Here is an 11807-nt window from a genome sequence, read left to right as displayed (position 1 = left end):
GCTCAGTCCGAAAGCACAAACCGAGCGAACTGCGGAGACTGTCCCTCCCGGGTGAGACGCACGACGTAGCTCCCGGCTGGGTGGCGCTCCATGCTGAGTGAGGTTTCGTGCGCCCCAGCCGCCTGCCACCCGAGCGTCGTGCCTGCGACACGCCGCCCGAGCAGGTCGTACACGTCCAGCGCCACCTGCCCGGGCGCCTCCAGACCGAACGCGACGCGCATCGTGGCCTGCACGGGGTTGGGCCAGACCGAGACCTGCATGTGTGCCTGCTGCGGTTGGGGATCGGCCGCAACGTCACTCACCACCTCGAAACTGCCCGCACCCAGGCTGGTCCGCACCGAGTAGCCATCGTCCGCCGTGACGGCCCACTGGTAGCGTCCTTCGGCGAGGTCGGGCTGCACCCACTGGGGCTCCGTGGTTTCGAACTCCTGGTCGCGGCCATCGTCTGAACTGAGGTAGAGGGTGTAGACCACGCCCTCGTCCGTGGACGGCTCCCAGGCGAACGTGACCGGGTCGAGGTTCGAGACCACGCTCTCTTCTGCCGGCGTGAGGAGGCGAAACGGAGCGGGCGGCGCGTCCTCGCCGACCCCTTCCACGAGCGTTAGCGTTTGATTCGGATCGATGCCCTCGTAGACGTCCACCTGCCCACTCGGCCAGCGCACCGTGACGGACGCCGAGGAGGCCGTACCGAGGCCGAAGTGCGCAAGGCGGCCCTCGCTCTGCGACATCATGCCGTCGCCGATCTGCACCTCGCGCACCATTGCAAGGTCGCCCGCGGTCACCTCAATGCGCGCGCCAACGCCTTCGCGGTTCGACGTGACGCCTCGCAGCCGTACGCGCAGCCACCCGTTAGTGCCCCCGTCGTTGAGGTAGAGTCGGAACCGGGAATCTGGCGTGTAGAGGTCCATCCAACCATCCCCGTTGACATCGCCTGCGGCCGCGGGGGTAGTCGTGATGTCGGAAAGGTTGGCTCCACCCGTGACGTCGGTGAAGGTGCCGTCGCTGTTGTTGCGATAGAGGCGGGAGACGCCTGGGCTGTTGGCGACGAAGAGGTCTTGCCAGCCGTCGTTGTCGAAGTCCGCCACCGACACGTTCCATCCCGAATCGGTGCTCGGACCGTCGACGCTGGCGGCTTCCGCTACGTCGGTGAAGGTTCCGTCCCGCTCATTGCGATAGAGGCGATTCTTTCCCGAGAGACCTTCGCTCGGCATATTGGCGACGAAGAGGTCTTGCCAACCGTCGTTATCGAAGTCGAGCCAGGCGACGCCCCAGCTCGGGCGCTCGTCCGCCACCCCCACGGCCACCGATGCCTCCTCGAAGGCGCCCCCGTCGTTGCGGTAGAGGAGGTTTTCCGTGATGCCCAAACACAGGCCGATGTAGATATCGCTGTCGCCGTCCCGGTCGTAGTCGGCGGCGGCCATGCCGTAGGTCCCCCGTTCGAGCACGGGGACCCCGGCTTGGATGAAGTCGAAGCGCCCGGCCCCATTTCCTCGGTACAGCAGATCGAAGTCGAGATCGTTGCCCAGCAGAAGGTCGAGGCTGCCATCCTGGTTGTAGTCGAACAGCACGGACCCTTGCGTGAGAAAGTTGCTGTTGAGGTCAATCCCCGTATTCCTGAAGCTGATTCCGTTTCGCCCCTCAAACAGCGTCAAGCGCTCACGGGCAGGCTGATACTGGTAGAAGTTGGGGTCAAACGCTTCCATGAGAAAGAGGTCAGCCCGCCCATCGTCGTCCACATCCCCAACGAGGGCTCCTATGGGGAAGACGGTCCCGAACGACCTGAACTCGAACCCCTCATCCCGCTGCAGCAGCCACCCCCCCTGCCCTACGAGATCCGCCCGCCCGTCCCCATCCAGGTCGGCGATGGTGGCCCCGAAGGTGGAAAACACGTTGTTGTCAGGGACGAGGTCGTTAGCGTTGGTGAAAGTCTGTGCTGCGAGTCCGGGAGCGAGCCCGAGCAGCAGAAGAAGAGGCGTCAGGAGAAAGGCGACGACGCGAAGCATAGGAAGAGCCGTTTGGTGAGGTACTCTCCTAGAAGCTATTGCAGAAGTCGGTTGAGGCAGAGCAGGCTCAGCGCAAAGAGCACGAACCCGCGATACACCCCCACATGACGCTCCCACCGCACCACCACCCGCCGGTAGTTGAACAGCCACGCGAACGTGCGCTCCACCTTCCAGCGCTGCCGATACGCGCTTGCGTCACACTCGGGGGGACGCCCACGCCGCGCCTTCCACCTCTTCGGACGCCGCCTCGTCGGGATCGCGTGCCGGATGCCCCGCCGCGTGAGGTAGCGTCGGAAGGCCCGGCTATCATAGCCACGGTCACAGGTGAGCCGATCTGGGCGTGTGCGGGCTCGACCACGGGCGCGCGCCACTCGCACCGTCGCCAGGGTCTCTTCGGCCAAGCGCACCTCGCTTTTCTGCGCGCTCTCGACGAGCAGGCCAATCGGCAGCCCTTCGCCGTCGGTGACGAGCATCAGCTTGGTCCCCTTACCCTTACGCGTCTTGCCTACGCAGCGGCCCCCCTTTTTGCCGGGACAAAGCTTCCGTCGAGGAAGGCTTCAGCCCAGCGGAGCTTGCTCTCCGCCCCCGCCTCGGCGGGGCGGGCGTCGAGCGAGGCGAGGAACGCCCGCCAGAGGCGTTCCCACGTGCCATCGGCTTCCCAGCGACCCAGCCGTCGCCAGGCGGTGGAGGGATTGATGCCGTATGTGGCAGGAAGGTCACCCCAGCGGCAGCCGGAGCGCATGACAAAGAGGATGGCTTCGAGCACAGCGCGGTCGTCGGCGCGGGGTCGGCCCATCTTCTTGGGAGGCGGCAAGTGGGGCCGAATGGCGTCCCACTGCGCCTCGGAGAGTCGGACAGGGTTCATGCCCCGAAGCTATCACGTCCTCCCACTTTTGCAATAGCCTCTAAGCTCAGGCACACATATCGATTACACAAGGACAATTATATGTGCCTGCCGCTGACCTCACCCGTAGCGGCGGCGGTAGTCCTCGAAGTCGTCGTCGTCCTCGTCGTCGCCGAAGGTGCCGAGGCTGCCGAGCACCGAGCCCATGATGTCGGAGTAGGACGTCTGCTCGACGAGCGCGTCCTTGCCGACGAGCGAGTGCTGGTGCAGCGCCTCCAGAACGAACTCCATCGCCGAGGCCGTCTCAGCGGGCGTGGCGGGGTCGGAGTGCTTCTTCACGAACGTGCGGAGGCCCTCCACGCGGTCGAGCGTCTGCGCGTACGTCTCGAAGCCCATCTCGGGTGTGAGGTCGATGGTGTTGCCCTTCGAGAACCAGCCGAGGATCTTCGCATAGGCGGCGCGGCCCTGATCGCCCTCGCCTTTCGCGGCGGGGTCGGGGAAGTAGCGCTTGAAGATCGCGGCCACGGCGCGGCCCACGAGCACGCGCGCCACGTTCTGCGCGCCCTCCTGCTCGCCCTCGTAAACGAGCTCGACCTTGCCCGTGATTGCGGGCTCGACGTGGACGAGGTCGCTGATGCGGAGCGTCGTCTCAGCCTCGCTGTTGAGCAGCGCGCGGCGCTCGGCGGCGGAGACGAGGTCTTCGAGCGCGGCCCTCGTTAGGCGCGCGGAGACGCCCGACTTCTGGTCGATGTATTCGCTCTGGCGCGCCTCGACGGCGATCTGCTCGACGACCTCGCGGAAGTAGTGCGGGACGCGCACGGTCGGGCCGCCGCGCTCCTGCCAGGCCTCCTGCGCCGTGATCGCCACCCCAATCTCAATGGAGCGCGGGTAGTGCGTGAGGATCTGGCTGTCGATGCGGTCCTTGAGCGGCGTGATGATCGAGCCGCGGTTGGTGTAGTCCTCGGGATTGGCCGTGAAGACCATCACCACGTCGAGCGGGATGCGGAGTTGGAAGCCCCGGATCTGGATGTCCGACTCCTCCATGATGTTGAGCAGGCCGACTTGGATGCGCGGCTGGAGGTCGGGCAGCTCATTGATGGCAAAGATGCCGCGGTTGGTGCGCGGGATGATGCCGTAGTGGATGACGCGCTCGTCGGCGTAGGTGAGCTTCTGCGTGGCCGCCTTGATGGGGTCGATGTCGCCGACGAGGTCGGCGATGGTCGTGTCGGGCGTGGCCAGCTTCTCACCGTAGCGTTCGGAGCGGTGCAGCCACTCGATGGCCGTAGCGTCGGCGCTCTCGATGAGCATCTCGCGCGCCTGGCGGGAAACGGGCGCGAGCGGGTCGTCGTAGAGCTCGGTGCCCGCGACGTAGGGGATCCACTCGTCGAGCAGGCTCGGCAGCATGCGCACGATGCGGCTCTTGGCCTGGCCGCGCAGGCCCAGCAGGATGAAGTCGTGCCGGGCAAGGATCGCGTTTTGGAGCTGCGGGATGACGGTCCGCTCGAAGCCCAGGATGCCGGGGAAGACGTTCTCGCCCGCGCGCAACTTGTGGATGAGGTTGGCGCGCATCTCGTCCTTGACGGAGCGCGGCCGGTACCCGGCGGCCTTGAGGTCGCCAAGCATGGATATACGAGGGGGGCGGGTGGCAGCCATGGAGCCAGGGAGACGGGCGAACAAGAAAGGGCGACTCCCACGCGACCCCCACGGGCGCTGTTCCTGTTGCCAGGTTTGCGGTGGCTCTCGCCTAGTCATTGAGGCGAAGCGCGGTTTATTCCAGGGAACCAATCTCGGGTATCCTTCCTTGGCTAGCCCCGCCGCCCCAGCGCGAGTACCTTGGGGTCTTGGCGTTTTCGGTCCCCTTACCACCGCTCCCTATGTCCTTTCGTACTGCTATCCTCACCGTTGCCCTGCTTGGCGCGGCGCTCGTGAGTGTCCCGGCGCTTGCTCAGCCCGCTGTTTTCCAAACCTATCAGGCGGCGGCGGCGGCGGCCCACCCGCACGACCACAGCCACGGCACCTACGAGGTCGTCGGCATGCCCGATGGCACGGTGATGTGCCGCCCGGCAGCAGACGCGTCGCTGGAGCAGCTTCAGCGCACGGCAGCGAGCGACCTCAACCTCACGCTCGTCTCCTCGACCAACAACCCCGCCACGATCGACGGGATGCGCATCTTTCTGCGGGCCACCGATCAGCTGATCGCACGCCCGGTGGCCCTCCTGGCCTTCCGGCGCGCGGCCGCGCTCTGGGAGCGGCGCATCACCAACCCCATCACGGTCATCATCGACGTGGACTTTGGGCCGGAGCGCTTCGGCTCAGGCACCTTCCCACCAGGCGTCATCGCCAGCGCAACGTCAGCGCTGGGCACGGCCACCATCGGCGGGCAGGCCGTAGGTCCCAACGAGCTGCGCGACGCGCTCCTCGCCGCCAACGGCGACGCCCAGCTCCAGCAGCTCTACAACACCATCGCGGAGCCGGTCTCAGCCACGACGGGAAGCCCGCTCGGCTCGGCGCTGATGGCGCTGCCCAACCGCCAGGCCCTCGGCTTTGCCCCCGCCACGCTTGACCCCAACCCGTCTGTCAACCCGTTCGGCAGCGTCGCCAACATCGGCTTCAACTCGGCGTTCAGCTACGACTTTGACCCGGCCAACGGCATAAGCTCGGGCTTCACCGACTTCGAGGCCATCGTAGCGCACGAGATGGGCCACTCGCTCGGGTTCAACAGCGCGATCGGCTTCGGCGGGCCGCCGAACAACTTCTTCACCACCTGGGACCTCTTCCGCGTGCGCCCCGACGCCGTGGAGCCGGGCGACTACGACAGCTTCGCCGCCGCGGACCGCGTGCTCACGCCAGGGCCGCCGCCGAACCGCGTCCTCGTCGTCGAGGGTGGCACCACCTACTTCGAGCCGGAGCACGTCTTCTTCGACGGCCTCGTCGAGCTCGCGACCTCCACGGCCACCGGCGGCCGCGAAGGCGGCGACGGCCAGCAGGCCTCGCACTGGCAGGACGACGCGCAGCGGCCCCCGTCGCTCGGCGAAGACCGCCGCATCGGCATCATGGACCCCACCTTTGGTGGCGGCCGCGTGCTCCTCGAAGACGCCGACATCCGCATGCTCCAGGTCATCGGCTACAACGTCGACTTCGACCCGGTGACTACCTCGGCCACGCTCTCCTTCGACGGCAGCGAGCTCGACATCTCGACCGCTACGCCCGTCGTCGAGATTGGCGACACCCCCGTCGGTGAGAACGGCACGGCCGAGTTCGTGCTCACCAACACAGGCACGGAGCCGCTCTTCTTCGAGGCCGAGGTCTTCAGCACGTTCTCCGTACCCGTGGGCGTATCGTCCACCCTCTCCGTCGTGGAGAGCGGCGAGATCGCGCCGGGCCAGCAAGGCTCGGTGGCGGTCACCTTCGGGTCGGACGCACCGGCCACGTTTGGCGGGCTCCTGCGGCTCATCACGAACGCGCAGGACCGCCTCGTGATCGACGCGCCGTTCGAGTTCACCACCGGCGGCGCCGCCCGCCCCGAGGCCTCCATCGATGATGACCTACTGAACTTCTCGACCATCTTCACGGACGAGCCCGCGGTGTCGCAGACGGTCAACATCTCGAACGAGGGCGGTCTCCCGCTCGAATACGAAGCACGGATGACGCTCGCCGCCCAGGCCAGCGCCGCGCGGTCGTCGCTGAGCCACTTCGTCGGCGCCGAGCGCGCGGCCCAGGCGCAGAACCTCTTCACGGCCAACTTCGAGGACGACTTCAACGGCTTCACCGCCAGCGGCGGCGAGGCCGAGGACTGGCGGCGCGTCGACATCGGGCCGGCGGCTCTGCCAGGCCACTCCGCGCCGTTCGCGGCCTACTTCGGCCAGACCGATCCGCTCGGCTACCGCAACAACGCCGAGGGCTTGCTCCTCAGCCCGCCCATCGACCTCAGCGGCGTGCCGACGAGCGACCTCGTAACGCTCACGTTCTCGTACTACCTCCAGGTCGTCCAGAACGACATCGCCCGCGTCGTGCTCACCTACGACGACGGCGCGACCCTCGTCGAGCTCGCCACCTCGGACGGCGGCGCGCTCGTCAACGGCGACGAGTGGCAGACCATGATGATCCCGCTCAACGACGCCTCGGGCCAGGCCAGCCCGCTCCGTATCGGCTTCGAGTTCGACAGCAACATCACGGCGTCGGACGAGGGCTGGTTCCTAGACGACATCGAGGTGTCGGCGCTAGTCGGGGCGAACCCCTTCTACACGGCGCCCCGCTTCGGCAGCATCGCCGGGGGCACCACCGAGCCGCTCGTGGTCACCATCGAGCCCTCGCTGCTCGTCCCGGCCCGCTACCGTGGCAACGTGCAGCTGGTCACCAACGACTTCTTCCAGCCAGAGATCGACATCCTGGTGGGCTTCACGCTCCGCGAGCCGGTGTCGAACGAGAACGAGGCCGCCCCGGTGCAGTTTGCGCTGCACAGCGCCTACCCGAACCCGTTCGACCAGCAGACGACGCTGCGCTTTGACCTCCCGGAGACTACAGAGGCAACGCTGACGGTCTACGACGTGCTCGGCCGCGAGGTCGCCCGCCTGCTCGACGGCGCATCGCTTACGGCAGGCAGCCACACAGCCACGCTGGAAGCGAGCGCGTTCTCCGCCGGGGCCTACCTCGTGCGGCTGAGCGCCGGTGACGACACGGCAACCCAGCGCATCCTGCTGGTCCGATGAGCCATAGTCCCAAGCACCGCGCCCCGGCGAGTCCGCTCGCCGGGGTGCTCTCGTTCGCGGCACCCCTGCTGACGGCTGCGTTGGTTGCCGGGCTTCTGTCGGCGTGCTCGCCCGCAGGTCCCCTCGACGGGAGCCGCGCTGCGACGCCACCGCCCACGCCGACGTTCACGCTGCTCCCGACCGCGCCGAGCTACCTCGCCGTGGCGACCTTCCGCGGCGAGAGCGCCGTGGCCCTCGGCGACAGCGCTGCCATCTTCGAGATCGGCGAGGCCGTCTACCGCGCCCCACTCGCCAACGGCCCCAGCGACTACGAGGAGCCCGGTGGCACCACCGTCACGCAAGCCACCTACACGCTCGACCAGGACAGCTACGGGGCACTCACTACCAACCCAGCGGATTCGGTGAGCGTGCAACTTCCGATCGGCGGGGCCATGCTGGAATTCCCGTTCCGCCGCGGCGATGTGGTTGAATAGCCGCTATGCGTCCGGCGCGTCTAGCGTCGGCGGTGCTTCCAGCACCAGCACGCTCACCTGCGGGCCCTTCAGGAGCACCGCAAACGTGAGCGTCCCATCAGCAGCTTGGCGCACGTCGAGGTCGGTGGGGAAGAGCGCGAGCGGGTCTTGCTCGGCGGGCACGGCCTGGAACTCGTAGACACGCTGCAAGCGGGCCGCACCGTCTTCCTTCGTGTACGCGTCGATGCGGAGGACGCCGGGGCGGAGGTTGAGCACGTAGAGCGTGTCGCCGAGCGCCCGAGCGGCGGCGCTGAGGAGCGGCGGCTCCCGGACCTCGTCGCGCATGAACCGCAGCGAGGTGTTCAAGAGAGGCGAGTCGAAGCTGACGAGCGCGAGCGTGTCGAGCGTCGCGCCGGAAGCCGTCTCGGGCGCGAGCACGTCCACGACGGGGCGGTAGCCGGAGAGGCTAAGGACATCATCGTCCCACGGCCGGACGTAGCCGATGTGCCGCCACCACGGACCACCGAGGTCGTAGCGCGCGCGCTCCGCTCCGTTGTGGTCCAGCACGGCGACAAACGTGCCCATCGTCTCGTCCTCCGTCCCCGCGTCCTGGTCCACGCTCTTGAGCACGATGGTGCTGTCGGTCACGAACGCCGTCGCATAGCCCGCCTCGGGCAGGTCAACCGTCCGCGTCACCTGCCCTTCGTGGACAAAATGCAAGCGCGTGTCTTCGCGGCTCAGGACTGCCAGCGTGTCGCCGCGCTGACCCGCGAGCAACGGAAACGCAAACGTGTCCGGCGTGACGATGCGCGTCCGGTCGCCCGTCCGCACGTTGAACGAAGCGAGGTGGCCGTCTTCCTGGTCGAGGACGTGCAGCTCCGACCCGTCCGCGCTGAAGGCAAGCGTCATCGGATACGCCAACTCGGGCGAATCGGGCGGCACGATGCGGCGTGCGAGCGCGAGCGTGTCTACCGGCACCGCCGCCGCGACCTCCATCGAGAGCGAGTCCGCCGGCGTCACCCCGCGCGTCTGCTGCCGCTGCGAACCGGGCAAGCACGACGTGAGAAGTACGAGGTGAGAGGTGAGAAGTAGAGCGACGAGAGCGTAGCGCATGGCGGGAGCGGGCCAACCCTGAAGAGATCCGAGGCGACGCTCACACACAGCTACCTCTGTGGAGGTTGCCCCGCGTCGCCTTTCTCACTTCAAACTTCCCACTTCAACCCTTCCCTCACCCGGTGCGTGCGATGGCGAGCGTCAGCGTCTGCTCAGTGCCGTCGCGCAGGAGGCGGACGGCGACCGTCTCGCCTGCGCCGATGCTGCCGAAGAGCGCCTTTGCGTCCTCGGCGGTGCTCACCTGCTGCTCCGCGATGGCCACGATCACGTCGTAGGGGCGGATCCCCGCGCTCTCGGCGGGCGAGGCCGGATCGACGCTCTCCACGATCAGCCCGCGTGCCGAGGTGAGGCCGAGCGCCCGTGCGATGCGCGCGTTCATGGCGCGCACGTTGAGCCCCGTGTAGAAGGAGCGGTCCACGAAGCCGTTGGCCTGCAGCTCGTCCACGATGCCGCGCACGCGCGTGGCTGGGACCGCGAAGCCGAGGCCGACCGAGCCGCCTGATTGCGAGAAGATGAACGTGTTCACGCCGATGACCTCGCCGAGCGCGTTCACGAGCGGCCCGCCCGAGTTACCGCGGTTGATGGCCGCGTCGGTCTGGATCATGTCGCGGAAGACGCGGCCCTGCTGCGGCGCGAAGTCGCGGCCGGTGGCGCTCACCACGCCGACGGTCACGGTCGGCTCGGCGGCCTCGAAGAGCCCGAACGGGTTGCCGAGCGCGATGGCCCACTCGCCGACCACGATGTCATCGTTCTGACGAAACTGGAGGTACGGCAGCGGCGAAGGCGGCTCCACCTTCAAGAGCGCGATGTCGCTCTCGGGGTCAGAGCCGATGAGCGTCGCGTCGAGCTCGCCGCCGTCGGGGAAGGCAACGGTGATCTTGGTCGCGTTGCCGGCCACGTGGTCGTTGGTGACGATGTAGCCGTCGGGCGAGATCACGAAGCCGGAGCCGAGGCCCTGCACCTGCCGCTCGACGACGCGGTCGCGGCGGCGGCCGAAGAAGTATTCGAAGAACGGGTCGCCCGCGAACGGGTCGCGGTAGCGCACCTGCTGCACCTCGATCACGTTGACCGACACCACCGCCGGAGCCACGACCTCGACGGCGTTGACGATGGCTGTGCGGCGCGTCGCGCCGATGTTCGCGTCGGCGGTCTCAGCGAGCCGGTCGGCGCTGACGCGCTGCGGGGCGGGCTCCTGCGGCGCGTCCTGCGACTGCGCGGGCTGCTTGCACCCAACGAGCGCAAGCGCGAGGAGAATGAGGACGTGGACCTTCATGGAGGGGCGACGCATCAGCAGAGGCTTCGGAGAAACAACAGCAGGGTAAAAACAACGACAGGCGGCTCGTACGGAAGCACCGCCTGGCTGTTTCCCCGGCTGTCTCTCTACGCCACCCCTCTGCAGCGCCTCCCGATAGCGCCGCTCAGCAGCAGCCTCCGCTCGCCTCGCCGTCGGCGCTGGCGGGGGCCGGAGCGCAGTCGAAGAGGCCGAAGTGCGTGCTGCGGTTGCCGAGCACGTCGAAGTAGCGGCCATAGCGCGTCTCTTGCACCATCGCGGCGGAGTTGCCGCAGACGAGCATCGGTCGGTCCTTCTCGAAGAGATGGTGGTCGTCGAGGAGGAAGGCGTGCGGCTGCTCGTCGATACCGCCGCGGTAGAACGCGACCTGGCCGTAGTCCTCGCAGCGGTCCTCCAGGCTCGTCACCTTGAACGCGCGCACGGTCTTGGAACTGAACTGGATGCCGCCGGTCTTCGCGGCGATGGCCTCGTCCTCCACGACGATGGGCCGCGACGAGACGATGCGGTAGTCCGGGATGCCGAGGTCGATGAGCATGCGGCGGAAGTCTTCCTCGTAGAGCGCGCCGCCGAGGCACTCGCCGTGGATCACGGGGTCGGCGGCCACGTCGGCGGGAATGCGGCGGTCGGCGAACACGTCGGAGAAATAGAGCTCGCCGCCGGGCTTGAGCACGCGCACGATCTCGGCGAAGGCGGCGCGCTTGTCGGGCGTGAGGTTGAGCACGCAGTTCGAGATCACCACGTCTACGCTGTCGTCCTCGATGCCGAGCGCCGCGAGGTCTTCGATGGTGCCGAGGCGGAAGTCGGTCGTGACGGTGTCGAAGCCGAAGCGCTCGGCGTGCGTGGCCGCGTGCCGCTCGGCGACCTCCAACTGCTCGGCGGTCATGTCCACGCCGATCACGCGGCCGTTCGGCCCCGCGAGCGCCGCCGCGAGAAACACATCGCGCCCCGTGCCGCAGCCGAGGTCGAGCACCGTGCAGCCGTCGAGCGCAGGCGGGAGCGGCGAGCCGCAGCCGTAGAACTTGGCCAGCACCTCGTCTTCGAGCTGGCCGAGGATGGCCTTGTGCTGGGCGGGCAGGTCCTCCGTGGAGCAGCACGCACTCGTCTTGAGATCGGCGCTGGTTTCGAGGGTCGAGCCGTAGTAGTCGCGGACGGCGGCGTGGACCTGGTCGGCGGGGAGCGGCGCGGGTGTGGTGGGGACTTGCATGGCGGGCGCGAGGCGTGGTAGAAGCGAGAACGGAAAAGGCGGACGAACATACGGGCCCGCCCCTTACGTCACCCACGGCATTTTGCCCACCGCGCTGTCAGCGAACCGCGACGGTCAGCGAACCGCGACGGTCAGCGAACCGCGACGGTCAGCGAACCGCGACGGTCAGCGAACCGCGACGGTCAGCGAAC

At 67.8% G+C, this 11807-nt stretch carries 9 protein-coding genes; 2 read left to right on the top strand and 7 right to left on the bottom strand.

Annotated elements, in window-relative coordinates; all coding sequences use genetic code 11:
• Positions 1–2: 2 nt before the first annotated feature.
• From AAFU51_16215 to AAFU51_16200, 4 genes are all read right to left on the bottom strand, one after another.
• Positions 3–2003, bottom strand: a complete 2001-nt coding sequence (locus AAFU51_16215) for an FG-GAP-like repeat-containing protein (GenBank protein ID MEO1572804.1) — start codon at positions 2001–2003, stop codon at positions 3–5.
• 35 nt (positions 2004–2038) lie between these two features.
• On the bottom strand, positions 2039–2476 hold the full coding sequence (locus tag AAFU51_16210; protein ID MEO1572803.1) for an IS5 family transposase: 438 nt from the start codon (positions 2474–2476) through the stop codon (positions 2039–2041).
• A gap of 32 nt (positions 2477–2508) precedes the next feature.
• Entirely contained in the window at positions 2509–2868 is a 360-nt protein-coding gene (locus AAFU51_16205; protein ID MEO1572802.1) for a transposase, read from the bottom strand.
• 99 nt (positions 2869–2967) lie between these two features.
• A complete protein-coding gene (locus AAFU51_16200) occupies positions 2968–4470 on the bottom strand; it encodes a magnesium chelatase (GenBank protein ID MEO1572801.1) in 1503 nt (500 codons plus the stop codon).
• 251 nt (positions 4471–4721) lie between these two features.
• Here AAFU51_16200 and AAFU51_16195 point away from each other — a divergent pair, with 251 nt between their 5' ends.
• Together AAFU51_16195 and AAFU51_16190 are read left to right on the top strand one after the other, a co-directional pair.
• Positions 4722–7556, top strand: a complete 2835-nt coding sequence (locus AAFU51_16195) for an NF038122 family metalloprotease (GenBank protein ID MEO1572800.1) — start codon at positions 4722–4724, stop codon at positions 7554–7556.
• Positions 7553–8029: a hypothetical protein gene (locus AAFU51_16190; protein MEO1572799.1), complete on the top strand. Its 477-nt coding sequence runs from the start codon at positions 7553–7555 to the stop codon at positions 8027–8029. The genes AAFU51_16195 and AAFU51_16190 overlap by 4 nt, the downstream gene beginning before the upstream one ends.
• A gap of 3 nt (positions 8030–8032) precedes the next feature.
• Here the strand turns inward: AAFU51_16190 and AAFU51_16185 are convergent, their stop codons facing one another.
• The 3 genes from AAFU51_16185 to AAFU51_16175 form a co-directional block, all read right to left on the bottom strand.
• Positions 8033–9121 (bottom strand): hypothetical protein, encoded by a 1089-nt coding sequence (locus AAFU51_16185; GenBank protein MEO1572798.1) that lies wholly within the window; start codon positions 9119–9121, stop codon positions 8033–8035.
• Positions 9122–9236: 115 nt separating this feature from the next.
• A complete protein-coding gene (locus AAFU51_16180; protein MEO1572797.1) occupies positions 9237–10394 on the bottom strand; it encodes a trypsin-like peptidase domain-containing protein in 1158 nt (385 codons plus the stop codon).
• A gap of 145 nt (positions 10395–10539) precedes the next feature.
• Positions 10540–11616, bottom strand: a complete 1077-nt coding sequence (locus AAFU51_16175) for a methyltransferase domain-containing protein (protein MEO1572796.1) — start codon at positions 11614–11616, stop codon at positions 10540–10542.
• Positions 11617–11807: the final 191 nt, after the last annotated feature.

This window comes from Bacteroidota bacterium, from assembly GCA_039821555.1.
Taxonomy (GTDB): Bacteria; Bacteroidota; Rhodothermia; order Rhodothermales; family Rubricoccaceae; genus JBCBEX01.
This window is presented reverse-complemented; position numbering and strand designations above follow the sequence as displayed.